At 72.3% G+C, this 26,248-nt stretch carries 23 protein-coding genes; 10 read left to right on the top strand and 13 right to left on the bottom strand.

Annotated elements, in window-relative coordinates:
- Positions 1-8: 8 nt before the first annotated feature.
- The 3 genes from B072_RS0123455 to B072_RS0123445 are packed head-to-tail and all read left to right on the top strand — an operon-like array spanning position 9 to position 5,957.
- Positions 9-1,004 (top strand): glycosyltransferase, encoded by a 996-nt coding sequence (locus B072_RS0123455; RefSeq protein ID WP_018532424.1) that lies wholly within the window; start codon positions 9-11, stop codon positions 1,002-1,004.
- A complete protein-coding gene (locus tag B072_RS0123450; RefSeq protein ID WP_018532423.1) occupies positions 1,001-1,825 on the top strand; it encodes a polysaccharide deacetylase family protein in 825 nt (274 codons plus the stop codon). Before B072_RS0123455 ends, B072_RS0123450 begins: the two co-directional genes overlap by 4 nt.
- Entirely contained in the window at positions 1,818-5,957 is a 4,140-nt protein-coding gene (locus B072_RS0123445; protein ID WP_043244551.1) for a membrane protein, read from the top strand. Before B072_RS0123450 ends, B072_RS0123445 begins: the two co-directional genes overlap by 8 nt.
- A 49-nt stretch (positions 5,958-6,006) precedes the next feature.
- On the opposite strand, the gene B072_RS0123440 is transcribed toward B072_RS0123445, so the two are convergent.
- Positions 6,007-7,428, bottom strand: a complete 1,422-nt coding sequence (locus B072_RS0123440; RefSeq protein ID WP_026246204.1) for a GH39 family glycosyl hydrolase — start codon at positions 7,426-7,428, stop codon at positions 6,007-6,009.
- 154 nt (positions 7,429-7,582) lie between these two features.
- Here B072_RS0123440 and B072_RS0123435 point away from each other — a divergent pair, with 154 nt between their 5' ends.
- Complete coding sequence (locus tag B072_RS0123435) at positions 7,583-8,677, top strand: DUF5925 domain-containing protein (protein WP_018532420.1); 1,095 nt, start codon at positions 7,583-7,585, stop codon at positions 8,675-8,677.
- A 213-nt stretch (positions 8,678-8,890) separates the two neighbouring features.
- Here B072_RS0123435 and B072_RS0123430 read toward each other — a convergent pair whose 3' ends face one another.
- Positions 8,891-9,256, bottom strand: a complete 366-nt coding sequence (locus tag B072_RS0123430) for a GntR family transcriptional regulator (protein WP_018532419.1) — start codon at positions 9,254-9,256, stop codon at positions 8,891-8,893.
- A 70-nt stretch (positions 9,257-9,326) separates the two neighbouring features.
- Between B072_RS0123430 and B072_RS0123425 the strand changes: the two genes are divergently transcribed.
- Together B072_RS0123425 and B072_RS0123420 are read left to right on the top strand one after the other, a co-directional pair.
- Entirely contained in the window at positions 9,327-10,280 is a 954-nt protein-coding gene (locus B072_RS0123425) for a GNAT family N-acetyltransferase (RefSeq protein ID WP_018532418.1), read from the top strand.
- The gene (locus B072_RS0123420) at positions 10,240-10,761 is read left to right on the top strand and encodes a DUF402 domain-containing protein (RefSeq protein WP_018532417.1); all 522 of its coding nucleotides are present in this window, start codon (positions 10,240-10,242) and stop codon (positions 10,759-10,761) included. The genes B072_RS0123425 and B072_RS0123420 overlap by 41 nt, the downstream gene beginning before the upstream one ends.
- Here B072_RS0123420 and B072_RS0123415 read toward each other — a convergent pair.
- Together B072_RS0123415 and B072_RS45660 are read right to left on the bottom strand one after the other, a co-directional pair.
- Positions 10,742-11,347, bottom strand: coding sequence for a class I SAM-dependent methyltransferase (locus B072_RS0123415; RefSeq protein WP_018532416.1), 606 nt, complete (start codon positions 11,345-11,347; stop codon positions 10,742-10,744). The genes B072_RS0123420 and B072_RS0123415 overlap by 20 nt on opposite strands.
- Positions 11,344-13,119, bottom strand: coding sequence for an SMI1/KNR4 family protein (locus B072_RS45660; RefSeq protein WP_018532415.1), 1,776 nt, complete (start codon positions 13,117-13,119; stop codon positions 11,344-11,346). Before B072_RS45660 ends, B072_RS0123415 begins: the two co-directional genes overlap by 4 nt.
- Positions 13,120-13,285: 166 nt before the next feature.
- Between B072_RS45660 and B072_RS48760 the strand changes: the two genes are divergently transcribed.
- Entirely contained in the window at positions 13,286-13,423 is a 138-nt protein-coding gene (locus B072_RS48760) for a hypothetical protein (protein WP_086020389.1), read from the top strand.
- A gap of 48 nt (positions 13,424-13,471) precedes the next feature.
- Here the strand turns inward: B072_RS48760 and B072_RS0123400 are convergent, their stop codons facing one another.
- Genes B072_RS0123400 through B072_RS0123385 form a run of 4 tightly spaced genes read right to left on the bottom strand, consistent with a single transcriptional unit; the run spans position 13,472 to position 16,971 of the window.
- On the bottom strand, positions 13,472-13,951 hold the full coding sequence (locus tag B072_RS0123400; protein WP_018532413.1) for a GNAT family N-acetyltransferase: 480 nt from the start codon (positions 13,949-13,951) through the stop codon (positions 13,472-13,474).
- Entirely contained in the window at positions 13,948-15,456 is a 1,509-nt protein-coding gene (locus B072_RS0123395) for a tripartite tricarboxylate transporter permease (protein WP_018532412.1), read from the bottom strand. The genes B072_RS0123400 and B072_RS0123395 overlap by 4 nt, the downstream gene beginning before the upstream one ends.
- A gap of 4 nt (positions 15,457-15,460) precedes the next feature.
- A complete protein-coding gene (locus B072_RS0123390) occupies positions 15,461-15,991 on the bottom strand; it encodes a tripartite tricarboxylate transporter TctB family protein (RefSeq protein WP_018532411.1) in 531 nt (176 codons plus the stop codon).
- Positions 15,988-16,971, bottom strand: coding sequence for a Bug family tripartite tricarboxylate transporter substrate binding protein (locus tag B072_RS0123385; RefSeq protein WP_018532410.1), 984 nt, complete (start codon positions 16,969-16,971; stop codon positions 15,988-15,990). The genes B072_RS0123390 and B072_RS0123385 overlap by 4 nt, the downstream gene beginning before the upstream one ends.
- Positions 16,972-17,124: 153 nt before the next feature.
- Here B072_RS0123385 and B072_RS0123380 point away from each other — a divergent pair, with 153 nt between their 5' ends.
- Together B072_RS0123380 and B072_RS0123375 are read left to right on the top strand one after the other, a co-directional pair.
- Positions 17,125-17,814: a response regulator gene (locus tag B072_RS0123380; protein WP_026246203.1), complete on the top strand. Its 690-nt coding sequence runs from the start codon at positions 17,125-17,127 to the stop codon at positions 17,812-17,814.
- Between the two features lie 154 nt (positions 17,815-17,968).
- Positions 17,969-18,970: a lytic polysaccharide monooxygenase auxiliary activity family 9 protein gene (locus B072_RS0123375; RefSeq protein WP_018532408.1), complete on the top strand. Its 1,002-nt coding sequence runs from the start codon at positions 17,969-17,971 to the stop codon at positions 18,968-18,970.
- Between the two features lie 82 nt (positions 18,971-19,052).
- Here the strand turns inward: B072_RS0123375 and B072_RS0123370 are convergent, their stop codons facing one another.
- The gene (locus tag B072_RS0123370; RefSeq protein ID WP_018532407.1) at positions 19,053-19,919 is read right to left on the bottom strand and encodes an esterase/lipase family protein; all 867 of its coding nucleotides are present in this window, start codon (positions 19,917-19,919) and stop codon (positions 19,053-19,055) included.
- A gap of 148 nt (positions 19,920-20,067) precedes the next feature.
- The gene (locus B072_RS0123365) at positions 20,068-20,514 is read right to left on the bottom strand and encodes a MarR family winged helix-turn-helix transcriptional regulator (protein ID WP_018532406.1); all 447 of its coding nucleotides are present in this window, start codon (positions 20,512-20,514) and stop codon (positions 20,068-20,070) included.
- Between the two features lie 139 nt (positions 20,515-20,653).
- Between B072_RS0123365 and B072_RS0123360 the strand changes: the two genes are divergently transcribed.
- The gene (locus B072_RS0123360; RefSeq protein WP_018532405.1) at positions 20,654-21,028 is read left to right on the top strand and encodes a cupin domain-containing protein; all 375 of its coding nucleotides are present in this window, start codon (positions 20,654-20,656) and stop codon (positions 21,026-21,028) included.
- Between the two features lie 57 nt (positions 21,029-21,085).
- Here the strand turns inward: B072_RS0123360 and B072_RS0123355 are convergent, their stop codons facing one another.
- The 3 genes from B072_RS0123355 to B072_RS0123345 all read right to left on the bottom strand — a co-directional run bounded on the left by B072_RS0123355 (position 21,086) and on the right by B072_RS0123345 (position 26,129).
- Positions 21,086-21,562 (bottom strand): GNAT family N-acetyltransferase, encoded by a 477-nt coding sequence (locus B072_RS0123355; RefSeq protein ID WP_018532404.1) that lies wholly within the window; start codon positions 21,560-21,562, stop codon positions 21,086-21,088.
- A gap of 62 nt (positions 21,563-21,624) precedes the next feature.
- Positions 21,625-22,617, bottom strand: coding sequence for a DNA polymerase Y family protein (locus tag B072_RS0123350; RefSeq protein WP_158689234.1), 993 nt, complete (start codon positions 22,615-22,617; stop codon positions 21,625-21,627).
- Positions 22,618-22,622: 5 nt separating this feature from the next.
- The gene (locus tag B072_RS0123345) at positions 22,623-26,129 is read right to left on the bottom strand and encodes a DNA polymerase III subunit alpha (RefSeq protein ID WP_026246202.1); all 3,507 of its coding nucleotides are present in this window, start codon (positions 26,127-26,129) and stop codon (positions 22,623-22,625) included.
- Between the last annotated feature and the right edge of the window lie 119 nt (positions 26,130-26,248).

The following is a 26,248-nucleotide window of genomic DNA, read 5'->3' as shown; positions in this document are numbered from 1 at the left end:
ACGCGCGGATGACGACGTCGGTCGTCATCTGCGTGTACACCGAAGAGCGCTGGACCGACATCCTCGCGGCCGTCGACTCGGTCCGCGCGCAGTCGCGTCCGGCCCTGGAGACGCTGCTGGTCGTCGACCACAACCCGGCACTGCTCGACCGTCTCACCCGGGAGTACAAGGAGACGGACGGTGTGCGGGTCCTCGCCAACCGGGGGCCGCGCGGCCTGTCCGCGGGACGGAACACCGGGATCGCGGCCGCGCACGGCGAGATCCTCGCGTTCCTCGACGACGACGCGGTCGCGGAGCGGGACTGGCTGCGCTGGTTCGTGGCCGGGTACGCCGACCCGGACGTGATGGCGGTCGGCGGGCGCACCGAGCCGATCTGGGCGTCGGGCCGCCGGCCCGCCTGGTTCCCCGAGGAGTTCGACTGGGTGGTGGGCTGCACGTACAAGGGCCTGCCGCCGGGCAAGGTGCGGGTGCGCAACGTGCTGGGCGGCAACGCCTCGTTCCGGCGCACCGCCTTCGACGTGGCCGGGGGGTTCGCCACCGGTATCGGCCGGGACGGCGACAAGCGCCCGCTGGGCTGCGAGGAGACGGAGCTGTGCATCCGGCTGAGCCGGGCCAGACCGGACGCGGTGCTGCTCGTGGACGACCGGGCGGTGATCCATCACCGGGTCCCGGCCGGCCGGGAGCGGTTCGCCTACTTCCGTACGCGCACGTACGCGGAGGGACTCTCCAAGGCTCTGGTCGCCCGAAGTGTCGGCGCGGGCAAGGGACTTGAGAGCGAACGCGCCTATACGAGCAAGGTGCTTCCGGCCGGGGTGGCCCGCGGCGTGCGGGACTTCGTGCTCGCCAGGCCGGGTGGCGCGGGACGGGCCGGGGCCATCGTGGCCGGAGTGGCGGCGGCGGCCGGTGGGTACGTTCTCGGCAGTCTCCGGACCCGGGGCGGGAACGCCGCCACGTTCTCCGTCGTGGAGATCGACCGGGGTGACGCTTTGGGGGAAGCGGCATGAGCGATCCGGCACGGACGTCGGACGGGGTCCCCGTCCCGATCCTGATGTACCACTCGGTGGCCCACGCGCCGAACCGGGAGACGCGTCGACTCTCCGTGTCGCCCGGCGCGTTCGCCGAGCAGATGGAGCTGCTCGCCGATCTCCGGTGCACTCCGCTGACCACCGCGGAGCTCGCCGGTATCTGGCGCGGCGGCGGCCGGGCGCTGCCCGACCGGCCCGTCCTGATCACCTTCGACGACGGCTACGAGGGCGTGCACCGGCACGCCCTGCCCGTCCTCGCCAAGCACGGTTTCGCCGCCACCCTGTTCGTCTCGACGGGGTGGCTGCGGGGCGCGCACGACACCGGCCGCGGGCTCGACACGATGCTCGACTGGGACCAGGTGCGGGCGCTCGCCGGGCAGGGCGTGGAGATCGGCGGGCACAGCCACACGCATCCGCAGCTCGACCAACTCCCGGACGAAGACCTGGAGTTCGAGCTGCGGCACGGCAAGGAGATCGTCGAGGCCGAGCTGGGCGCCGTACCCGTCTCCTTCGCCTATCCGTACGGTCACTCCGACCGGCGGGTGCGCCGGGCCGTACGCGCGGCGGGCTTCGCCCAGTCGCTCGCCGTGGGCAACGGCCTCGCGAGGCGCCGGCAGGGTCCCTACGCCCTGCAGCGCGTCACCGTGCGCCGCTCCACCGGCGCCGCCGAGTTCGAACGGCTCGTCCAGGGCCGCGCGATCGGCCGCACCTTCGCCACGGACCGTGCCCTGACCAAGGGGTACGCCGTGGTCCGCAGAGCCCGACAGGCCCGCCGGAAGGCAGCTCGTACCCGTGTCTGACACGACGACCACCAGCGCCCAGGCCGCACCGGCCACGACCGCGCCCGGGACGGCGGCCCCAGGTCCGTCCGGCCGCAGACTCAGGCTGCCCGGCATGGGCCGCGGCAGGAAGGGCAAGACAGACGCCATGGGTCCGGGGGGCGGTAACCAGCTGTTCCGCAACGCCTACGCGCTGATGCTGAACACCGGCATCTCCGGCGTGCTCGGCGTCGGCTTCTGGCTCGCCGCGGCGCACTACTACACGGCCGACGCGGTCGGTCAGGGCTCCGCGGCGATCGCGGCGATGAAGTTCCTCGCGGGGCTCACCGCGGTGACGCTGACCGGGGCCCTCGCCCGCTTCATCCCCGTGGCCGGGCGCGCCACCGGACGCCTCATTTTCCGTACGTACGCGGGGAGTTCGGCGGCGGTCGCGTTCGCGGCGCTGATCTTCCTGCTGACGCTGGACGTCTGGGGCCCCTCGTACAGATTCCTGCACGGGACGCTGCACGGCCTAGGGTTCATCGCCGCCGTCGTCGCCTGGTCCCTGCTCACGCTCCAGGACGGGGTGCTGACCGGGCTGCGCAACGCGCTGTGGGTGCCGGTGGGCAACACGGTGTTCTCGCTGGTGAAGCTGGCGCTGCTGGTGGCGTTCGCGACGGCGCTCGCGACGACCGGTGTCTTCGTGTCGTGGGTCGTCGCGATCTCGTTCTCGGTGATCCCGCTGGGCTGGCTGGTCTTCCGCCGTCTGGTGCCGCGGCACATCGAGGCCACCGACGGCAAGGCGGATCCGCCGTCGCTGCGCGAGATGGGCCGGTTCCTCGCGGGCGACTACACGGGCTCGCTGTTCTCGCTCGTGGTCGTGTACCTCGTGCCCGTCATCATCGCCTCGCAGGTCAGCTCCGCCGACAACGCGTACTTCTACATCGCCACCACCATCGGCGGCACCGTCAACCTGCTGGCCATCAACATGGGCGCCTCGCTGACCGTGGAGGGCTCGCACGACCCGGCGCAGCTGGCCGCCAACACGCGGGCGGCGCTGCGCCGGATGGCCCGCATCATGATCCCGATCTGCGGGCTCCTGTTCCTCCTCGCGCCGGTCGTGCTGCACGTCTTCGGCGACGACTACGCGCACGCGGCGACGCCGCTGCTGCGCTGGTTCGCCGTCGGCGCGGCACTGCGCGTGGTCATGGAGACGTACTTCGCGGTGCTGCGCGCGCAGAGCCGCACCTCCGGACTCGCTTGGCTGCAGGGCCTGTTGTGCGTCCTCGTGCTCGGTCTGACGCTGCTTCTGCTGCCGCGGATGGGACTGACGGGCGCGGGGGTCGCGGAGATCTCCTCGCTGGCCGTGATCGTGGCGATCGCCGCGCCGAAGCTGTGGCGCGTCGTGCGCGCCGCACCTCCCGCGCGCCCCGTCGAGGACGCGGCCCCCGACGGCGACCTCGCCGACCTCGGGACGCCGAAGGTGACCGTGGGCGCGGCGGACAAGCAGGGGCCCAAGTGGGCGCTGCGCGACGCGATGGACTCGGACACGCTGCAACTCGCGGTGCAGCTCAACCTGGACCACCAGGAGCGGCGGCCCGACATGCGGCCGGGCCCGGTGACCCCGCCGCGCGGCACACCCTCGGCGCACCGGCCGACGTGGGCGCTCAAATCGCCGGTCGGGCAGCGTTCGGCCCCGGCCGCCGAACCGGACTCCGGGGCGTCGGCCTCGCAGGCGTCGAGCGAGGGGAACAGCGAGGGCGGCTCGGGGGTGTCCGTGTCCTCGGTGAAACCGGTGAACCCTGTGAAACCGGTGACCCCTGCGAACAATGGCGGGAAGGTCGCGGAGCAGGAGCCGGAGCAGGAGCTGAAGCCGGAGCAGGATCAGGGGAAGAAGCCCGGCGGCGACTCCGACGGCCGGATCCCGGGTGCGGGCGCGGGTGCCGTCACCGGCATCGCCTGGCCCGCGGCCGCGCAGGGCGGCGGGATCGACTTCGGGATCAACCCCGGTTCAGGCACCGACTCGGGCATCGACGAGGGGCAGCCCGAGTCCGGGGCCGAGCCCGAGCCCGACGAGGACGCCGACCTCGACCCCGATGCCCGGCGGCCCTCGGCCTCGCCGCCCGGCACCCCGGCCACCCGGCCGCCGCGGGCCCGCCTCACCCCGGCCGTGGCCGTGCTCGCGCTGCTGCTGGTCGCGGGCCTCGGCCTGTACTGGGGCCCGGTCCTCGGGATGAGCGACGCCGACCTGGACGACATGGGCGGGCTCGGCCTGATTGCGGTCCTGTCCCCCGTGACGCTGCTCGGCGCCGCCCTGCTCATCGGCGTCTTCGCGTCGCTGCTGTGGCTCGAACGCCCGCACAAATGGCTGCTGTTGGCCACGCTGCTCGCCACCGTCGTGTCGCTGCACGCGCTGCCGGCCGTCATCGAGGCGGAACCGCGGTTCGCGACGGCCTGGCAGCACCTGGGCTTCATGGACTACATCGACCGGACCGGTTCGGCGGTGCCGGACCTGGACGCCCGCTGGAGCTGGCCGGGCTTCTTCGCCGCGGCCGCCTTCGTCGCCGAGGCGTGCGGTGTCAGCGACCTCGGCGAGGTCATCCGCTGGTGGCCGACGGCGATCCAACTCCTCTACCTGGCACCGATGTTCCTGCTCCTGCGCTCGGTGCGGGCGAGCTGGAAGGCCAAGTGGAGCGGGCTGTGGATCTTCGTGCTGAGCGGCTGGGTGGGCCAGGACTACTTCTCGCCGCAGGGCTTCACGTACCTGCTGTATCTGATGTTCGTGGCGATCCTGCTGGTCTGGTTCAGGGCGCCGCGCGTGCTGTGGACCAAGCGCCGTCCGGGCGAGACGGAGGTCGAGCCGACGGACCGCCGTCAGCGCGCGGTGCTGCTCGTCGTCCTGATCGCGCTGTACGCGGCGACGGTCCCGGCCCACCAGCTGACCCCCTTCGTGATGCTGGGCGTGCTCACGGTCCTGGTCCTCGTCGGCCGCAGCGAGTTGCGGGGGCTGCCGCTCCTGCTCGGCGTGATGGTCGCCGTCTGGCTGGGGTTCCTCGCCGAGCCGTACTGGTCGGGGCACTTCAACGACCTGTTCGGCGGTGTCGGCGGCGTCGGCGGCAATGTCTCGTCCTCCGTCTCCGGCCGTATCCAGGACGGCAGTTCGACCCACAAGCTCGTCCTGTACACGCGCGTGCTGCTGGCCGGCGGTGTGCTGGCGTTCGCCTGCTACGGCTGGTGGCGCCGCCGCGACTGGAAGTACCGCGAGCGCTCGCTCGTCGTGCTGACCTTCGTGCCGTTCCTCGGCTTCGGCATGCAGTCGTACGGCGGTGAGATGGCGCTGCGGGTCTTCATGTTCGCGCTGCCCGGCGCCGCGCTCCTCGCGGGCCTCGCGCTCTTCCCGCGCACCGGCGTCACCGCGAAGGAACGCGACAAGGACCGCATCAGCCTCGCCCCGCTCGCCGCGCTCATGGCGGGCCTGCTGCTCGTGGGCGGCTTCCTGGTGGCGCGGTGGGGCAACGAGCCGTTCGAGCGGATCCGGCCCGGCGAGGTCGCGGCGATGGACTACGTCTACGCCCACGACAAGCCGACCGTGCGCCTGCTGTGGATGAGCGACGACCCGGTCGACAACGTCACGCCCGCGCTGCCGTGGGGCACCCGGGACATGGAGAAGGTCACCTACGTCCCGACGCTCGCCCCCGTCGACCCGGTCCTCGTCGGCGGCCTCGTCAAGGCGCTCAAGGACGCGGGCCCGCGCTCGTACCTGATGATCAACAAGAGTCAGGTGGTGTATCTGCAGCTCGACGTCGGCTACTCGAAGACGTGGTCCACGCGTCTCGTCGACAACCTCGACCGCCGTACGGAGCTGAAGAAGGTCTACGTCAATGAGGACGTGACCATGTACCAGCTGCGCAAGGAGCCATCGGGCGCCGTCGCGAAGGCGGACCCGGGGCCGATCGGTCCGCAGATCACCTGGACACCGTGGTCGGTGGTCGGCGCGCTGGCGGCCCTGGCGCTGCTCGTGCTGCTGACGACGCGCGAGGTGGTCCGGGTGGCGACCCGTCCGAGTGTGCGTCGGCTGCGGTGGCTGCAGAGCACGTTCTGGTTCTCGCTGCCGCTGCTCGCGGTGGTGGTGGCGTCGCTGATCCAGCGGTTCATCACGATGGGCCTGAACTGATGGGCCTGAACTGAGGCGTGGGCGGCAGTGCTCCGGGGTTGCGGGGGCGCTACCGCTTCAGCCACTTCACCTCGTACCCCTGCATCTCGAACCGCTTGCCGTCGACCTTCGCGCTGATCGACCGGTTCAGCGTGTTGACCACGAGCACGGCCTTGTCGTCGCCGAGCACCCGCACGTTCGGCCTGTCGTCGGCGGCGACCGACACCTTCCTGAACGTCGTCCCGGGCCCGAACTCCTCGTTGAACCGCGACACCAGGTCGTACATCGGCAGCGGGCCGCCGCCCGAGGACCGGTCCGTCGGCCGCCACAGGCAGCCGGGGCACGAGGTGCCCTTCTCGTCCTCCGGGTTCCAGTAGAACGCGGACGTCGTCCCGCCCCTGGCGAGGGCCATCATCCCGGCCGCCTGCACGGCGACCCGGTGCGGCTCGCTCCAGTCGTCGCGCTCGTCCTTGCTGTCGGCCGGCTCCACGTAGTACTCGGCCCACCACAGCGGCAGATCGCCGGTCCGCTCCTCGATCCACCTGCTCACCGCGGTGAACTTGTCGGTCGCGGCGAACTCGTCCGGCAGCATCTCGTCGTCGTTCGTGTAGCTCGACCCGTCGACGACGACGAAGTCCGCGCCGGTCTTGTGCTCGTTCCAGTACTCGAAGGCGTCGACGATCCTCTGGTCCATGCGCCCCCACGGTCCCGTGACGGCGTCCGACGTGCCCTCGGTCCGCTTCGGGTCGAGGCTGTCCATGACCAGGTACGGGCCGCCGACGTCGATGTCCTTGTCGATCTTCTTCAGCGCCTTGTAGACGAGGTTGTAGAGCTTCGTGTAGCCCTCGTAGTCCCAGCGGGACTCGCTGTCGTTCCAGAAGCCCTTGAACTCGTTCCAGACGATGAAGTGCCGTACGTACGGGTACCGCTTGGCGACCGTGGCGGCGAGGTTCGCGAAGTCCTGGTAGTGGTCGGGGTCCGGGGCCTTCTCCAGGTTCGACTGGCTCCAGTCCGTGTTGTCGACGCCGGGCTTGCCGCCCTTCATCCAGTCGGGCGCGCAGCACAGCGTGACCACCGGTGTGCCGCCGGACGCACGGATGAAGTCGATGCGGCGGTCCATCGCCTCGAAGTCGTAACCGCCCTTCACCGGCTCGGGGTTGTCCGCGCCCCAGCCCATGATCGCCTGGTTCTGTGGCATCGGCGTCTCGCCGAGCAGCTTCTTCGCGCGCTCGACGGCGGCCTTCGACCCCTCGTCCGCGGAGTGCTGGTTGTGGGTGAAGCCCCAGCCCACGGCGGGTCCTTGCTGCTCGGGAGGGTCGGCCGGGGTGCCGTGGACCTTGTCGCCGTCCGGCGTGGTGCCCGAGCTGAGGTCCTTGTTGTCAGGAAGCGTGCCGATCACGGTCAGCACCAGGGCCAGAGCGGCCATCCCCACGCCGAGCAGGGCGATGAGCCGCCATCGCCGAGCCCCCGATTTCCACCCATGACGTCCCATCAAGGTCAAGAGTAACCAGGGCAGTTGGCGGAGCGACAGGCTCCGTTGCCACAGCCTCGTAACGAGCCCCGGGGCGGGAGGAACGTCGTGCCGCCCGGGTGACGCGCTGCGGAAATCCCGTGCGGGCGGCCCCTGTGTGCCGGATCATGGCGGCATGTCTGCGAACCCATTCGACGCGCTGCCGGTACGGCTGGGCGTCGACGACAGCGACTCGCCCTCCGATGTCGTCGACGCGCTGTTCCTCGGCCGCTTCGCCACGGGCGAGCAGCCGCACTCGCACGCCGTGAACATCGACCGGGTCCGGTCCGGCGCCACGCTGCTGCCGCCTGACGCCCGCATCCTGCGCTCCGCCCGCGACGACGACCGCAGCGCGACACTCGCCGAGGGCGACGGGTGGACGCTGCTGATCTCCCGCTGGAACAGGGGCGCGGACGTCACGGTCACGGCGACCACCACCGAGCTGGCCGAGAAGGTCCTCAAGCTGGCCACGGACGGCGCCGCCGACGAGCCGGAGCCGCAACCGGAGAACGTGACGATGGGGTTCTGGTACGTGTCGCCGCGGCGCGGCCCGCACCGTACGACCCGGCAGATCTCGGCGGGTACGTGGGACGAGGTCCGCACCAACTACACGGCACCGGTCGCCGAGGCGATGGACAGCCTCATGAAGACGCGGCCCGACGACATCGCGGGCCGCCTGCTCCTGCTCCACGGTCCGCCCGGCACCGGCAAGACGTCGGCGCTGCGCACGCTGGCCCGCTCGTGGCGCGACTGGTGCCAGGTCGACTGCGTCCTCGACCCGGAGCGTCTCTTCTCCGACGTCGGCTATCTGATGGACATCGCGATCGGCGAGGACGACGGCACGGCGAAGGGCCGCTGGCGGCTGCTCCTCCTGGAGGACTGCGACGAGCTGATCCGCGGCGAGGCCAAGCACACGGCGGGCCAGGCGCTGTCGCGGCTGCTGAACCTGACGGACGGCCTGCTGGGCCAGGGCAGGAACGTTCTGGTGGGCGTCACCACGAACGAGGACCTGGAGCGCCTGCACCCCGCGGTGGTCCGGCCCGGCCGCTGTCTCGCCCGCATCGAGGTGGGGCCGCTGACCCGGCGCGAGGCGGTGACGTGGCTCGGCACGGAGGAGGGCCTGAACCGGGAGGGCGCGACGCTGGCGGAGCTGTACGCCCTGCGCCGCGGGGTGTCTCCGACGGCGGTACCGGATCAGCGGGGCGGGGGCGACGCGGGGTTGTATCTGTAGCCGGGGGTTCGTCGCCGGGTGCGGGTCGGTGGGGGCTGGTCGCGCAGTTCCCCGCGCCCCTTTCGCCTTCGCGTCTGCCGGGTCGCTGTTCGTCTCGCGGGTGCGGGTGGTGGTGGGTTGCTCGCGCAGTTCCCCGCGCCCCTGAAGGCCGCAGGCCTTTCAGGGGCGCGGGGAACTGCGCGGCCAGCCCCCACCGGAGCCGCACCCGACGAACTACGAATAAGCGGCCCGCACCGCGTCCCGGGCCGCCTCCAGCGCCGCCTCCTCGGAGAGACCGAGGCGCCGAACGCGCTCGGCGAAGACCTGCGCCGCGGTGGAGGCCTCCCGAGAAGCCGCGTCCCGAGCGGACGCGATGAACGTCCCGTTCCGCCCCCGCGTCTCGATCACCCCGTCCGACTCGAGCGCCCGGTACGCCTTGGCCACGGTGTTCGCCGCGAGCCCCAACTCCTCCGCGAGTCCGCGCACCGTGGGCAGCTTGTACCCGACGGGCAGCACCCCGCCCCGCGCCTGCTCGGAGATCTGCGCCCGCACCTGCTCGTAGGGGGCCGCGCTGTCGTCAATGCGGATCTTCAAGGTCACGGGGCGATTCTCCCGCAGGCCCGGAAAATGAGAGGCACCCGGGCGAGGTCGGCGCGTAGCGTGCGGCCACATGACCGTGATCGTCCGCCCGCTGCTCCCTGACTCCCCGGCCGAGACCGAGGGCTTCGCGCGGGTCCGCCGCGCCTGTCTGCCCGCGATGCTCGCGACCCCCGCCTCGGTCGCGCACGACGCGGCGCACGCCCACCCCGACGCGCACTACCGCCAGTTGATCGCGCTGACCGGCGACGGCACGCTGATCGGCACCGCGCAGGTCGGCCTCGCGTACGACAGTCCGGAGCCGGGCCAGGGCTACGCGAACGTCTATGTGCATCCGGACCACGAGGGCCGGGGCGCCGGCACCCAGCTGCTGCGCACCGCGGAGGAGCATCTCGCCCAGCACGGTGCGCGCGAGGTGTACAGCTGGGTGCTCGACGGCCCGCGGAACCTGGCGTGGGCCGCGGACCGTGGCTACCGAGGCAGCCGAAGCGCCCGCTTCCTCCGTCTCGACCTGACGCCGGACGCACTCCCGCCCCGCGAACTCCTCTCCCCCGGGGCCGAGTTGCGCACGGCGGCCGACTACGCGGACGATCCGCGCCCCCTGTTCGACCTGTTCGCGGCGACGGTGGCGGACGAGCCGGGCGACATCGCGTCCGAACTCACCGACCACGAGCAGTGGTTGGCGGACACCTGGCGCGATCCGCTGCTCTCCCACGAGCTGACGACGGTGGCGACGGTGGACGGCCGCCCCGCCGCGTTCTCCCTCGCCCAGACCGACGGTGAGTGCCGCTACTGGTCGGGGATGACCGGCACGGCCCGCGCCTTCCGGGGCCGGGGCCTGGCCAAGCTCGCCAAGAACGACTCGCTGCACCGCGCCCGGGAGGCCGGGATCACGGTGGCGTACACGGGCAACGACGCGGACAACGGGCCGATGCTCGCGATCAACAAGTGGTTCGGCTACGTACTCGACGCGACGGAGATCCGCCATGTCCGCACCCTCGGCACCCTCGGCACCCTCGGCACCTGACACCACGACCCTGCGCGTCCGCCTGGTCAAGGCCGGCCGCACCAAGATCGGTTACCCGGCCGTGCTGCTCGCCGACGACGGCACGCGCGTCACGGTCCGCGCCGACTGGGCGGGCGAGGGCGTCCGCGACTTCGGCTTCGTGCGGTTCGCGCCCGGCGACGTCTTCACCGAGCACTACTGGCGCGACCGCTGGTACGCGATCAAGGAGGTCCGCGCGGGCGACGGCACCCTGAAGGGCTGGTACTGCGACATCACCCGGCCCGCCGTCCGCGACACCGCGGGCGACATCCTCTCCGAGGACCTGGACCTCGACCTGTGGGTGTCGGCGGACGGCGCGCGGGTGATCCGCCTGGACGAGGACGAGTTCGCCGAGAGCGGCCTCGCCGAGCGGGACCCGGCCGCGGCACAGGCCGCGGAGCGGGCCCTCGACGAGCTCGAACTCCTCGCGCGTCAGGGCGAGTTCACCGCGCTGCTGCGATGACCGCGTAGCGCTCGTCGGACACCTGCTTCCCCCACAGCAGGGCGTCCTGCGACAGGGGCTCGTGCCGTACGTCGTCGAGGACGTCCCGGGCCAGCGCGACCAGCCGCTCCCCCGGCACCCCCGTGGGGCTCAGCTCACCCCACACGCCCTCGATCAGCACGAGCCTGCCTCCGGGCCGCAGCAGCGACACCCACCGGCGCAGCGCCGCCTCGGTGTCCGGCAGCGCCCACAGCACGTGCCGGGCGAGCACCACGTCGTACGCGCCCTGCTCGACCGGTGGTGCCGCGGCGTCCCCGAGCAGGAAGTCGGCGTCGTGCCCGGCGAGTTTGCGGCGGGCCCGCTCCAGCATGGCCGGGGCGAAGTCCACGCCGGTCACCCGGTGTCCGCGCTCGGCGGCGAGCAGCGAGAGGCTGCCGGTGCCGCAGCCCAGGTCGAGCAGGTCTCCGGGGCGCTCCGGCAGCCAGCCGTCGAGCCGCCGCCCCCATGCGGCCCGGACCGCGGGGTCACGCAGGCCGTGGTCCGGTTCGTCGTCGAAGTCCGCTGCCGCCGCGTCCCAGGTCGTGCTCCTGCTCGGACTCGTGCTCATGCCTGCTCCTGCCCTTCGATGTCAGCGGTGTCGGTACGTGCGGTGTCGGTACGTGCGGTGTCGATGTCCAGGTCGGCGACGAAGCCGGTGCGCCAGTGCGGGTCCTCGCGGGCCGGCAGGATCCAGGTCGCCGCCCGGCGGGCGGGCAGCTCGCGCAGTGCGCGCAAGGCCCGGACCGCGCTGTCACGGCGCTGCCACACCTCTCGGTCGTCCCAGGTGACCAGGTGTCGGCCCTCCTGCGCGGTGCTCGCCGCGAGCGTGGCCCGGAACTCGGCCGTCACGGTGCGCAGTCGCGCCCCGAGCGGGGAGTCGTCGTCGACGGGCCCCGTGTCGCCGCCCTCGGTGAGGGCGGCGACCACTTCCGGGTACCGGGCGAGGCCGGTCTCCTCCGCGAGCTGGGCAGCCTGGGCGGTGAGTGCCCGGCGCAGCCGCTCGGGGGCTTCCCGGTCGGCCCGGTCGAGGCGCTCGTCCAGGTGCGGCACGCCGCCGCTGTTCACGGGCAGCGGTTCGAGGAGGGGCAGCACGCGGGCGCTGGGCAGTGCGCCGCTCAGCGCGTCGGGCGGCAGTCGTATACCGAGCGTCGCGGTCAGGGCGGCGTACACCCGGCGCAGGACGTCGCGGTGGCCGGGGCCCTCGGGGCCCGGCCGCTCCGCCTCCCCGGGCAGCCCGGGGAACACGTCGTGGGGAGCGCGCTCGCCGTCGGGGCGGCCGATGCGCCGGGTGTCGTAGCGGGTGACGAGGCGGCCGTCCTCGTAGAGGGACAGCGCGGTGAAGCCGGAGAAGTGCAGGGACACCGCGCGCGTGCCCCGCGACAGGCGGCGCAGTACCGCCTCGCGGGCGCCCAGGGCGTGCCCCTGCTCGATCCCGAAGCCCCAGGTGCCCGCGCTCCCGGCGCGCACGGTCGGCAGGTAGCAGCTCGTCCAGCGGGTGCTGTCCTCGACGGCCTCGACGCGGGTGCGCGCGGCGGTGGTCCCGGGCAGCGCCCCGTACCGGTCGAGCAGCTCGGCGGGGTCGAGCCCTTCGGCGAAGGTGAGGCAGAAGTCGCCGTACTCCCCGGCCGGGCCGTCCTCGGCGCGCGGCCGGAACCGTGCCTCCAGAGGCTCGGCCGGAGCCGGGGCGGGCTCCCGGGCGGCGCGCTCGAACAGCGAGACCGGTTCGGCCGGGGCCGTGGTCGGAGGTGCCGGTTCCCACAGCAGTTCGCCGTCGAACGGGACGCCCACGTACGGCAGCGGCTCCCCCACGGGCGTCCCGTTCTCCAGTGCGTCGGCGACGTCGGCGAGGAACCGGGCGTACGAGGGCCACCGGTCGAAGCGCGCGCCGTCGCCGTTGAAGAAGTCCCCCACCGCCCCGTACGTGTCTCCGGGGCGGCAGTCGAGGACCAGGCCGTCCGCGGTGTTGGAGCGGGTGAACTGGACGAACTGCCGGTGCCAGTAGTCGCCGCCGAGGAAGAAGTCCGCGTCCTCGTCGTCCTCCCACAGATCGAGGCACATCCGGGCGTGGTCGAGGAGTTCCGCCAGCGAATGCGGCCGGTCGTTGCCGGGGAACGTGAAGGCGGCCGGGCCCGGGGTGACCCCGTCGTGGCGGGCGAGGACCGCCGTGAAGTCCGCGGGCAGCCGCAGTTCCAGGTCCCGCTCGACCGCGGCGACCCGGTCCGCCTCGACGGGCGGGCGCAGCGTCGCGTACGTCGACGGAGCGTGCTCGCGCAGCCACGCCTCGATGCGGTCCCACGACGCGTGCGCGGTTCTCTCGGAACTCTCGACTGTCTCGGTCATGGGCCGGATCAGATCACGCGGCACTGACAACGCGACCTGTCTCCCGCGGGCACAGCGGTTGAAGGACGTGACAACCGCCACTGACAATTGCGCTTCGATGAGCCACGCTCCGGGAACAGGTCTACAACGGCGACACGTTGGGACCCGTGTAGGTACAGGAGGCATCATGCGCCGAGTGACCATGCACAAGCCGACCGCGCGCAGCACCGTCTCGCGTCGGCTTCAGGAGGAAGCGGCGGAGCGGGTGCGCGAGCGCCCGGAAGTGCGCAAGGACGTCCGCAAGACGTGGTGGCCGGACGAGTAGGGCGGGAAGGGGCGCCGGCCCGATGAGACGTGACGGGACCAGCCGGGATCAGACCGGGTCCGGGCGCAGCCTCTTGCGGTAGTGGATGCGGTCGTAGGGGCCGTCGGTGCGGCGCTCCACGATCTCGTATCCGAACCGCGGGTAGATCTCCTGGTTCTCCCACATCAACGCGTTGGTGTAGAGCCTGACTTCGGGCAGGCCCAGGGCGCGCGCGTGCTCGTCGACGAAGCCGAGCAGGCGGCGGCCCACCCCTCGCCCGTGGGCGTCGGGGTGGACCGCGATGCTGTCCAGGAAGAGGTGGTCGGGACGGGCCTCGACCACCACGAGTCCGACGATGTCCGGGTCCCCGGTGACGTGCACCAGGCCCGCGGCCACGTTCGCGGCGTGGTCGGCCTCCATGGGCTGGGGGACGACGCCGATGCGGGCGATGTAGTGCCGGTACGCGGCGTCGGTGACGGCCCTGATCGCGGGGACGTCGGCGGCGACGGCCGGGCGTACCGCGAGCACCTCGGGTTCTTCGCTGTTCATGCCTCCTTGTCTACGGCACCGCCCCGCCCGCGCACCACCAGCTTCCTGACCAGCGGCCACGCCACGACGACGAGGACGATCGCGTAGACCGTCACGGAGAACGGTGTGTCGATCAGGCCGCCGACGCTGCCGTCGCTGATCTGCAGGGCGCGGCGCAGTTGCTGCTCGGCGTTCGGGCCGAGGATGACGCCGACGACGGCGGGCAGGACCGGCAGGCCGTAGCGGCGCATGCCGAAGCCGATGAGGCCGATGATCAGCAGGATCACGAGGTCGAGGGCCTCGCCGCCGACCGCGTACGCGCCGACCGCCGCGAAGAAGAGGATGCCCGCGTAGAGGTAGGGGCGCGGGATCCGCAGGAGCTTCGCCCAGACCGGGGCGAGCGGCAGGTTCAGGGCGAGCAGCAGGACCATGCCGACGAACAGCGACGCGATCAGGCCCCAGACAAGCTCCGGTTCGCGTTCGAAGAGGAGCGGGCCCGGCTGGATCCCGTACTGCTGGAAGGCGGCCAGCATCACGGCCGCCACCGCCGTCGTGGGCAGGCCGAGCGTGAGCATGGAGACGAGGGTGCCCGCCGCCGAGGCGGAGGACGCCGACTCGGGTCCGGCGACGCCCTCGATGGCGCCCTTGCCCCACTCGTCCTTGTGCTTCGACAGACGCTTCTCGGTGACGTACGAGAGGAACGTGGGGATCTCGGCGCCGCCCGCGGGGATCGCGCCGAACGGGAAGCCGATGAGCGGGCCGCGCAGCCAGGACTTCCAGGTGCGCTTCACGTCCGACCTGCCGAGCCAGGGGCGGCCGACCGGGATGGCCTCCCCGCTGGTGCGGCGCAGGTGCGCGGCCACCCACAGTGCCTCGCCGATGGCGAAGAGACCGACGGCGACGATGACGACGTCGACGCCGTCGGCGAGCTGCAACGAGCCGAAGGTGAGCCTCTGTTGGCCGGTCATCTGGTCCAGGCCGACCAGCCCGATGGTGAGGCCGATGAGCAGGGAGGCGAGGCCGCGGACGCGGGACGCGCCGAGGACCGACGTCACCGCGATGAACGCGAGCACCATGATGGCGAAGTAGTCGGGCGCGCCGATGTCGACGGCGAGCGAGGCGACCTTGGGCGCGAGGGCGACCAGCAGGATCGTGCCGATCATGCCGCCGGCGAAGTGCCCGATGGCGGCGGCCGCGAGGGCCTGGGCGCCGCGCCCGGACTTGGCCATGGGGTTGCCCTCCATGGCGGCGACCACGGCGGCGCTCTCCCCCGGGGTGTTCAGCAGGATCGAGGTCGTCGAGCCGCCGAACATGGCGCCGTAGTAGATGCCCGCGAACATGATGAACGCGCCGGTGGGTTCGAGTCCGTACGTCACCGGGAGGAGCAGGGCGACGGCCATGGCGGGGCCGATGCCGGGCAGGACGCCGATGGCCGTGCCGAGGAGGACGCCCACCGCCGCCCACAACAGGTTGATCGGGGTGAGGGCGGTACTGAAGCCGTCCATGAGGGAGTTGAGGGCATTCATGGCGTCACAGCACTCCCATCAGGGGCCCGCCCGGCAGGGGCACGCCGAGCAGGTTGTCGAAGACGACGTAGGTGAGCAGGGAGAGTCCGGCGGCGATCAGCGGGTCGCGTTGGAGGTGCCTGCTGCCGAGCGCGTAGGCGGCGCCCCAGAACAGCAGCGCGCCCGCGACCGGGAAGCCGAGCGGTTCGATGAGGACGGCGGTGGCGAGAAAGACACCGGCGAGGAGCAGCACCGTGCGCCAGTCGGCGGGTTCGGACAGGTCGACGTCCTCGCCGCTCTCGGCCTCTCCCCTGCCGCCGCGCAGCACGTCGACGGCGAGCAGCGCGGAGACGACGAGCAGTCCGACGCCGACGACGACGGGGACGGTCCTCGGCCCGACGGGGCCGCGCTGTGCGATGTCGACGTCCATGGTGAGCGCGTCGGTGAGGACGAGCACGCCGAGCGCCAACAGCAGGACACACACGCCGAGTTCGGAGTGGTCGCGCAGCCAGGAGCGCCGGTCGGTGGCGGCTTCCCGGTTCTCGGTGAGGGTCACAGGCCCAGCTCCTTCAGTACGGACACGACGTTCTTGTCCTGCGCGTCGAGGAAGTCGCCGAACTTGTCGCCGACGAGGAACGCGTCGTCCCAGCCGTTCTTCTTCAGCGACTGCTTCCATTCCTCGGACGCGTGCAACTTCCTTACGAGCGTGGTGAGTTTGTCGCGCTGGGTGTCGGTCAGGCCGGGTGGGGCGACGATGCCGCGCCAGTTGGTGAAGTTCACGTCGTAGCCGGACTCCTTGAGCGTGGGGCCGTCGAGGCCGGGGACGCGCGCGGGTCCGGTGACGGCGAGCAGGCGCAGCTCGCCGGACTTGATCTGGTCGAGGTACTCGCCGACGCCGGAGACGCCGAAGGCCACTTTGTCGCCGAGGATGGAGGCGAGGAGTTCGCCGCCGCCGTCGAAGGGCACGTAGTTGACCTTCTTCGGGGCGATCCCGGCGGCGCGCGCCATGAGCATGGGCGCGAGGTGGTCGGGGCCGCCCGGTGAGGAGCCGCCGCCGACCGGCAGCTTGCCCGGGTTCTTCTTCCAGGCGTCGACGAGCTGCCCGATGTCCTTGTACGGGGAGTCCTTCGCGACCACGACGACGTCCGGCTCCTCGGTGAGCCGGGCGATGGGGGTCGTGTCGGCGAGGGTCTTCGGCGCGTGGTTGGAGCGGGCGGCGCCGACGACGCCGAGGCCCATGGACATGGCGAGCTTGCCGTTGCCGTGCTCGCCGACGAGCCGGGTCAGGCCGACGGTGCCGCCGGCGCCGGGCAGGTTGAACACCTCGATGTTGTGCGTGAGTCCGGCGTCCTCGGCGTTCTTGGCGGCGGTGCGGGCCGTGATGTCGTAGCCGCCGCCCGGGGTGTTGGGGACCATGAGGCGCAGGCCGGGGATCTGGGTGCCGGTGTCGGCGCCGCTGCCCGTGGTGAGCAGCGGCGGCCCCACCAGGACGAGAGCCGCGGCCCCGAGCAGGGCGAGGGGTGTGCGCAGGCGCACGGGTGCCACCACCTAGTTCTCGGATTCAGTTCTCGGATTCAGTTCTCGGATTCTGTGAAGTGGCCCACATGTTGCCCACGCGTTAACGGCCTGTCTCTCTTTGGCACCTAAGGAACGTTGTGGTCGTTGCGGTCGCGCGCCTACCCTGCGCCCGTGACGAAGGTGCTGGTCGTGGACGACGACTTCATGGTCGCGAAGCTGCACAGCCGGTATGTGTCCGCGATGGACGGATTCACGGTGGCCGGTGTGGCGCACAGCGGCGCCGAGGCGCTGCGCGCGGCGGAGGCGATACGTCCCGATCTGGTGCTGCTCGATGTGTACTTGCCGGACATGGACGGCATCGACGTGCTGCGCGAACTGCGGGCGGCCGAGGAGCGCGACCCGTCCCGTACGCGGGTGGACGCGCTGTTCATCACGGCGGCGCGGGACGCCGAGATCGTGCGGGCCGCGCTGCGGGCCGGGGCCCTGCACTACCTCATCAAACCCTTCAACAGGGCCGCTCTGGCCGAGCAGTTGACGCATGTGGCGGCGCTGCGGGCCCGCCTCGACGACCTCGGCGAGGCCCGCCAGGAGGACGTCGACCAGATCTTCGGCGCCCGGCCGCCCGGCTCCAGGGAACTCCCGAAGGGTCTCGCGGCACACACGGCGGAGCTGGTGGAACGCACCCTGCGCGCCCATCCCGAGGGCCTGTCGGCGGCGGAGTGCGCCGAGCGGGCGGGCTCCTTGTCGCGGGTGAGCGCGCGCAGGTACCTGGAGTTCTTCACGGAGACGGGCCGGGCGCGGGTGTCCCTGCGGTACGGGGGCACGGGCCGCCCGGAACGCCAGTACCGGTGGACGTCCTGAAGGCGCCCCGGCCCGCCATTCTGATCTCCGTCTGAGCCGCACCTTAAGCGCGCCATAAAGATCGACCCAGCGCGCCCGCAAGGGCCGACCTGCGCGTTTTCCCGGGCTAACTTCCTTGGCACACCCCCACGTTCGACACGTTCAAGGAGCCCCCATGTCCGCACGCCGCAGCCTCGCCGTACTCTCCGCCTTCGCCGTCGCCGGAGGCCTCACCGCGCTCTCCGCGACCCCCGCGGCGGCGCACGGCACCCTCGGCGACCCCGCCAGCCGCGTCGCCGCCTGTTACGCGGAGGGCGCCGAGAACCCCACGTCCGCGGCGTGCAAGGCGGCCGTCGCGGCCGGCGGCTCGCAGGCCCTGTACGACTGGAACGGCATCCGCATCGGCGACGCCGGCGGCCGGCACCAGGAGAGGATCCCGGACGGCAAGCTGTGCTCGGCGAACTCCGACGAGTTCAAGGGCATGGACCTGGCGCGCGACGACTGGCCCGCGACGAAGGTCTCGGCGGGCTCGTACACCTTCAAGTACAAGGTGACCGCCCAGCACAAGGGCACCTTCAAGCTGTACCTGACGAAGCAGGGCTACGACGCGTCGAAGCCGCTGAAGTGGTCCGACCTGGATCTGGAGAACCCGGTCGCGACGAAGACGGACCCGGTGGCGGAGGGCGGCTACTACACGTTCTCCGGCTCGCTGCCCGAGCGCACGGGCCGCCAGCTGGTCTACGGCATCTGGCAGCGCTCGGACAGCCCGGAGGCGTTCTACTCCTGCTCGGACGTGACGTACGGCGGCAGCTCCGGCACGAGCGCGGCTGCGCCGGAGGCGTCCACCCCGTCCGAGGCGCAGATCGAGCAGGACGCCGACAAGACGACGGTCGACCACAGCGGCATGGACATGGGCGGCGACGCCGGTGACTCCGGTGACGACGCCGCCGCGCACGAGGCCCACGACACCGCGGGCGAGTCCGCGTCGCCGGCCGCCGCGGGCGACGCCAACACTCCTTCCGTCAACGGCAGTTCGGAGAACCTCGCCGAGACCGGCGGCGACTCCACCACCCCGTACATCGCGATGGGCGGCGCCGCCGCTCTGGCGATCGGCGCGGCGGGCATGTTCGCCTCGGTGCGCCGCCGCGCGGTGACGGGCGGCCGGCACAGCCGCTGACCCTCACCCGCCCTCGTACACCCAGGAGTACGCCCCGGTGCACGCCCCGGTGCACGCCCCGGTGCACGCCCCGGACCGACGGCTAGTTGAAGCAGTCGGTCCGGGTGGCGTGCGCCGGGTCGAGGGCGTTGGCGACCTCGTGGTACGCCACCAGGTCGACGGTGCCGATGGTCACGTGCTCGGACAGGTCGGCCGGGCACAGGTCCTGCACCACCACGTTGCGCACGTCGGGCCCGTCGAGGAACTGGGTCCGGTACGGGGTGACGACCTCGTCGTACTTCGTGGCGATGACGGTGTAGTGGACGCCGGGCACGGTGTCGCCGCCCGCGTTGAGCTTGCTGATGAAGGCGGACCCGGCTATCTGGTCGGCGAGGGACGGCGTGGCCAGCGTCAGCAGGTCCTTCACGCCGGGGAAGTACGGCAGCAGCTTCGTCAGTCCCGAGAGCGTGGTGCCGTGGTTGTCGGGCGCGATGCCGACGAGCGCGTTCACCTCGGCGGCGCCGCCGAGAAACTTGAGGTAGTAGCGCGGCATCATGCCGCCCTGCGAGTGGCCGACGAGGTCGACCTTCGCCGCACCGGTGGCCCCGCGCACCTTGTCCACGAAGGCGTCGAGCTGCCCGGCGGACTTCTCGATGGGCCCGAGCCCGTTGAAGAGCGGGACGCCCGGCAGCTGCCCGTAGTCCAGCGAGAAGACGCAGTAGCCGCGCTTGACCAGGTAGGGCGCGAGGACGAGCCAGTTGTCGACGGAGTTGCCGAACGTGCCGTGCACCAGGACGACGGGCCGCGGATGCGCGGCGGACGGCTTGCAGGAGTAGTCGTTCCAGCCGGAGCTCGACGCGGAGGCGGCCTGGGACGGGACGAGGACGGCGGCGAAGAGGGCCGCGGCGACGGTCGCGGCGCGCAGCGCCCGCCGCCGGCTGTTTCTGGACAGCCTGTTTCTGGGCAGCATCGTGAAACTCCTTGCGGCTCAAGGGAGTTGCAGGAGGTACGGGAGGTTGCCGTGCCCACGTCAAGTTACGCGCGAGTAGTAGAGACGTGAAGTTACGCGTCGGTAAAAACTTCCGGAGTCGCTTGCGTCAGGAATCCCTGACGTCATGTCACCAGATGGGCCGGATGGGCCCGTTGGGCGCGATGGCCAGCAACCGGGCGGCCAGGGCCCGGACTTCCGCCTCGCCGAACTCCTCCACCCAGGGCTCGACAGCATCGCCCGCGGCCTCCTCGGCGGCCCGGGTGCACGCCCACCCCCGCTCGGTGAGCACGAGCAGCCGGGCCCGCGCGTCGTGCGGATGCGGCTGCCGCTCCACGTACCCCTTGCGGACCATCTCGTCGACGAGCTGACTGGCGGCCTGCTTGGTCACGCCGAGGTGGCCGGCGAGTTCGGTGACGGTGGCGCCCCCGTGGGACAGCCGCGCGAACGCGAAGCCGTGCACGGGGCGCAGCCCCTCGAATCCCCTGGCCACGACGCCTTCGTGCAGGCGTTGCGTCAGCTCGCCCGCGGCGGCGAGCAGGGCGGAGGACAGGGCGAGGGCTTCGGATTTCTGCACGGGCACATTGAAACACCCTTGACGAGATGGTCAAGCGGCCTGACTATATGGTCAAGGAGCTTGACCAATTGGTCGGGCTCACCCGCCATCGTCATCGTCATCGTCATCGTCATCGTCATCGTCATCGTCAGGAGAAGTCATGCCCGTAGTCCGCTCGACAGAGGCCGTCGTCCACGAGATGCACGGCGCCCGCTTCGTCTCGTACGCCACTCCCCGCACCGGCAGCAAGCAGTTGGCGGCCTGGCGGGGCGAGATCCCCGGTGGCACCAAGGCGCCGGCCCACACGGTGACCCACGAGGAGATCCTGCACCTGCTCACGGGCACGCTGCGGCTGACCCTCGACGGCGAGACGCACACCCTCTCCCCCGGCGACACGGCGATCGTGAACGCGGGCACGACGCTCGCGGTCGAGAACCCGACGGAGGAGACGGCCACGATGTGGGTGACGACGTCGGTGGGCCTGGAGGCCGAGCTGGCGGACGGGACGCGGATCACTCCGCCGTGGGCGAGCTAGGTGTATTGCCCTGTGAGGTTGGGGGCGCGTCCGCAAACTCTCGTCCGCCCGGCGCGCTCAGGCCTGTCGCAGGTCCAGTTCGCCCACGAGCTGGTCGCCGCTGGTCTCCCCCGTCCGCCGGACGCCGAGGCCCAGGTAGAAGCCCTCGGGGCCGTTCGGGTCCGCGTCCCAGGTGACGTACAGGCGGTCGCCGCCGCGGCGGCGGATCTCCGCGGCCACGGCCTCGACGGCGAAGCGGCCGTAGCCACGCCCCTGTTCGCCGTCCGCGATGTTCAGGCGCCACAGGCCGGAGCGGATGTCGCTGCGGGAGCCGTCGGCCTTCCAGTCGATGTCGAAGAACGCCATCAGGAAGCCGACGGGCCGGTCCCCGTCGAGGATGAGCCGGGGCCAGGCCACGTCGCCGTGGACGTACGCCTCGGCCAGCGACTTCACCACCGGCGCCACCAGATGCTCCTGGTCCGGGCGGACCCGTACCGCGAGGGCGGCGTCGAGGTTGTCGGGGGTGATGGCGCACAGGCGCGGGGCGGTTGACATGCGGCGCACCTTAGGGGGCCCGTAATCCGAGGTCAACGGGGTTTTGAGGCCCGCCCCGACGCCTACGCGGCGAGGGTCGCCGGCACGAGCGCCCCCGGGCCGAACCGGGCACGGGCCCGGTCGGCCACCGCCTCAAGGGCCCGGGTCCGCTCGTCGACGGGGTCGAAGGTCAGCTGCCGCGACGCGTGCTCGGCGGGACCGAGCCCCTCCGCGCGCAGGGAGACGCCCCGCACCCGGGCCCGCTGCAGCCCGAGCGCCTCGTACATCCGGTACGCGGCCGAGGTGAGCGCCGCGGAGTGCGCGGTCGGCTCGGACAGGCGGCGGGTGCGGACGGTCGAGGAGCGGTCGGCGTAGCGGACGGTGAGGGTCAGGGAGCGGCACACCTGGCCTTCGTCCCGGATCCGGGCGCCCAGTTCGTCGGCGGCGGCGAGCAGGGCGCGGCGATGCCGGTAGGGGTCCAACTCGTCGCGCCCGAAGGCGCGTTCGGCGGCGAGGGAGCGGGCGGTGGCGTTCGGGACGACCCGGGTGCGGTCGAGGCCGCGCGCCTTCTCGTGGAGTTCGCGGCCGGTGCGGGCGGTGGTGAGGCGCTGGAGCGTGGACAGCGGGGCGGCGGCCACCCGGTCGACCGTGTCCAGGCCGTACTCGCACAGGGTGCGGGCGGTCGCCGCGCCGACCCCGGGCAGCGCGGCGACCGGCTGCCCGGCGAGGAAGGCGGTGACATCCGTGACGATCCGGGTGGTGCCGGCCTCGGCCTCCCGGACCGCCATCCGCGCGGCCATCGGCCCGGGTCCGGCGCCGATCACGCACTCCACCCCGTACAGGGCGACGGCCCGCACCCGCACGACGGAGGCGATCTGCCGGGTGTCCCAGCCGAAGTACCGTGCGGCGCCGCGCAGTTCCACCAGCGCGGAGTCGGGCGGCAGCGCCTCGACGACGGGGCTGAACTCGCCGAGCAGCTCCAGGAGCCGCGGCAGCTCGGCCTCCCGCTCCGGCGGCAGCAGGAACCGCACACAGAGCACATCGGTCGCTGAACTCGTCGAACTCATCGAACTCATCGGACTCACCCCGCGCTTCCCGGACTTCGGTGCCAGAACGTGCGTCCGCCGGGCGGTCCCGGCGGACCCGAGGGACCCGCGGGGCGCAGATCCGCCCACGGGTGCATCTCGTAACCGGTGGGCATGCGGATACGGCGGCCGCTGTCGGCCACCGCCCCCTCCGCGCCGGTCTCCTCCGCGCCTGCCTCCTCCGCGTCGTCGGACGGGGGCGGAGCCGCCATCCTGCGGGCCACCTCGTCGAGTCCCTTCTCCCGGTACACCTCCACCAACTCGGCCATGTTCCAGGCCGCTTGGCCCACCACGCTCAGGCTGCGCGGCCCGCGCCGCTGCACCTCTCCCCGTACCAGCAGCAGCCACGAGTGGAAGACGGTGTGCGCGCACGCCGCGTGCGCCTCGTCGAAGAAGGCGAGGTCGACCAGGCCCGTGCCGTCGTCGAGCGTGGTGAACACGACCCGTTTCCCGGACCGGATCGGCGGCGTCTGGGTGGCCGCCTTCGCCCCGGCCACGAGCACGGTCCGCCCGTGCTCGGCCTCCCTCAGCCGCCGGGCCGACACCACGCCCAACTCCCGCAGGAATTCCGCGTAGTCGTCCATGAGGTGCCGGGAGGCGTCCATCCCGAGGACGCCGAGCTCGGCGCTGAGCCGTTCCGTGTCGCCGAGGTCGGGCAGCCCGGCCGAGGCGGTGCGCCGTCCGCCGGCCAGCGGCAGTTGCTCCCCGCCCGGGCCGCCGGAGCCGCGCGTACCGCGCCCCGCCCGCTGAAGCTCCGTCAGATGCAGTTGCAGGTCACGGCGGTTGGCGCCGAACGCGTCCAGCGCGCCGACCTGCGCGAGCCGTCCCGCGAGCGGCCGGCTCGGCCGGGCCCGTTGCCAGAAGTCGAGCAGGGAGGCGTACGGCTGTCCGTCCTGGATCCGCGCGCTCTCCGCCTCGCTGATCCCGTACACGTCGGAGAGCGCGAGCCGTACGCCCCACACGTCCCCCGGCGCACCCTTGAAACCAGACACCAGTTCGATCCGGTGGGCGACCGCGGACCGGTTCACGTCCAGCGGCAGCACGGGCACTCCCCGGCGCCGCGCGTCCGCGAGCAGCAGCCGCTTCGGGTACATGCCGGGGTCGTGGGTGAGCAGCCCCGCGTAGAACGCCGCCGGGTGGTGCGCCTTCAGCCACGCCGACTGGTACGTGGGCACCGCGAAGGCCACGGCGTGCGCCTTGCAGAAGCCGTACGAACCGAACGCCTCGACGATCTCCCAGGTCCGGCCGATGGTGTCGGCGTCGTAGCCGCGCGCCGCCGCGGCCTGCGCGAACCAGAACCGGATGCGCCCCTGCGACGCGGGGTCGGACAGGCCCCGGCGCACCCGGTCGGCCTCGTCGCGGCCGCAGCCCGTCATGATGTCGACGATCTTGATGATCTGCTCGTGGAAGACGACGACGCCGTACGTCTCCTCCAGCGCCTCCGCGAGGTCCGGGTGCGGGTAGCGGACCGGCGCGCGTCCGTGCCGCGCCTCGATGAACGGCCGCACCATGTCGGCGGCGACGGGCCCGGGCCGGAACAGCGAGATGTCCACGACCAGATCGTGGAAGGTGGCCGGCTGGAGCCGCCCGACCAGGTCGCGCTGGCCCGGCGACTCGATCTGGAAGCAGCCGAGCGTCTCGGCGGACTTGATGAGTTGGTACGTCCTCGGGTCGCCCGGCGGCACCTGCGCGGGATCGTCGAGGTCGACGGAGTTCCCCGTCGCCCGCTCGATCTCGCCCACCGCGTGCGCCATCGCCGACTGCATCCGCACGCCGAGCACGTCCAGCTTGAGCAGCCCGAGGTCCTCCACGTCCTCCTTGTCGAACTGGGACATCGGGAAGCCCTCGCCGCTGGTCGGCACGACGGGGGTGCGGGCGAGCAGCGAGGCGTCCGAGAGCAGCACGCCGCACGGGTGCATGGCGACTCCGCGGGGCAGCGCGTCGAGCGCCTCGACCAGCTGCCACAGCCGCGCGCGGTCGCCGAACTCCCCGGCGATCTCCTTGAGTTCGGGAAGTTCCTCCATCGCGGAGCGGGCGTCACGGGCGCGGATGTGCGGGAACGCCTTGGCGATCCGGTCGATGTCGGCGGGGTCCATGGACAGGGCCGCGCCGACGTCGCGTATCGCGTGGCGCACCCGGTACGTCTCCGGCATCGCGACGGTGGCGACGCGCTCGGTGCCGAACCGGTCGAGGATCGCCCGGTAGACCTCCAGGCGGCGCGCGGACTCGACGTCGATGTCGATGTCGGGGAGCACGGAGCGGCGCTTGGAGAGGAAGCGCTCCATGAGCAGACCGTGCTCGACGGGGTCGGCGTTCGCGATCCCGATCAGGTAGTTGATCAGTGAGCCCGCGCCGGAGCCGCGGGCCGCGACCCGGATCCCCATCTCCTTCACGTCGTCGACGACCCGGGCGACCGTCAGGAAGTAGGAGGCGAAGTCGTAGTGGGCGACGATGTCCAGTTCGCGGTGCAGCCGCTCCCAGTACGCCCGGTCGCCCGCGTGCCCGAGACGGACCATGCCCGCCGTGGCGCGCGAGGCGAGGACGCGTTGTGCGGTGCGGCGGTCGGCGCCGACGAGCCGGGGTTCGGGGAAGCGGACGGAGCCGATACCGAGGTCCTCCTCGGGGTCGACGAGGCACTCGGCGGCGGTCGCCCGCGTCTGTTCGAGCAGCCGGTGGGCGGTGTCGCGGCGGAACCCCGCCGCCTCCACGATCCGCTCGGCCTCGTGCAGCATGGCGTCGGCGCCCTTGAGCCACCGCTCCCCGCCGTCGAGTTCCTTGGCCGGGTCGACGGGCACGAGGCGGCGCGCGGCGTCCAGCACGTCGGCGACGGGGCCGGCGCCCTGATCGGCGTACCGGACGTCATTGGTGAGGACGGGCCGCACCCCTTGTTCGGCGGCGAACCCGACCGTGCGGGCGGCGAGCCGCAGCGAGCCGGGCCCGGTCCCCTTCTTCCCGTGGTGGACGGCTTCGAGGCGCAGGGCGTCTCCGTAGATCTCGCGCCACGGCGTGAGCAGTCTGGCGGCCTTGTCGGGGCGGCCCGCGGCCAGCGCCCGGCCGACGTCCGAGCCGGGGCCGAGCAGCACGGTCAGCCCGTCCCCGTGGTTCTCCTCCCACGGCAGCCGTACGTCGCCGGGGCCGGATCCCGTGGCGTGCGCGGCGGTGATCATGCGGCACAGCTCGGCCCAGCCGTGCGCGCCGTCCCGGGCGAGGAAGGTGACCCGGGGTGTCGACTCGTCGATGAAGGCGCCGCCGCGCACGGGCGGCCGGCGCCGGTCGCCCCGCTCCGGGACGCCCACCGCGAGCTCGGCCCCGAACAGCGGCCGCACCCCGTGCTTGGCGCACGCCTTCGCGAACCGCACCGCCCCCGCGACCGTGTCCCGGTCGGTGAGGGCGAGGGCGTCCATGCCCCGCTCGGCGGCGCGCTCGGCGAGCCGCTCCGGGTGCGTGGCGCCGTAGCGCACGGAGAACCCGGACACGGTGTGCAGATGCGTGAAGCCCGGCACACGCACCTCCAGCACACCTCGAGCCAATCGGATCTCTCCTCCCCCACCTCCACCATAGACCAATTTCGAACGTGCGTACGAGTCGACGTTCGGGCCACTCGTTCGGCCCACCCCGACTG

The organism is Streptomyces sp. HmicA12 (genome assembly GCF_000373565.1).
Taxonomy (GTDB): Bacteria; Actinomycetota; Actinomycetes; order Streptomycetales; family Streptomycetaceae; genus Streptomyces.
Note: the sequence above shows the minus strand (reverse complement) of the source record. Positions and strands in the feature narration are given on the sequence as shown.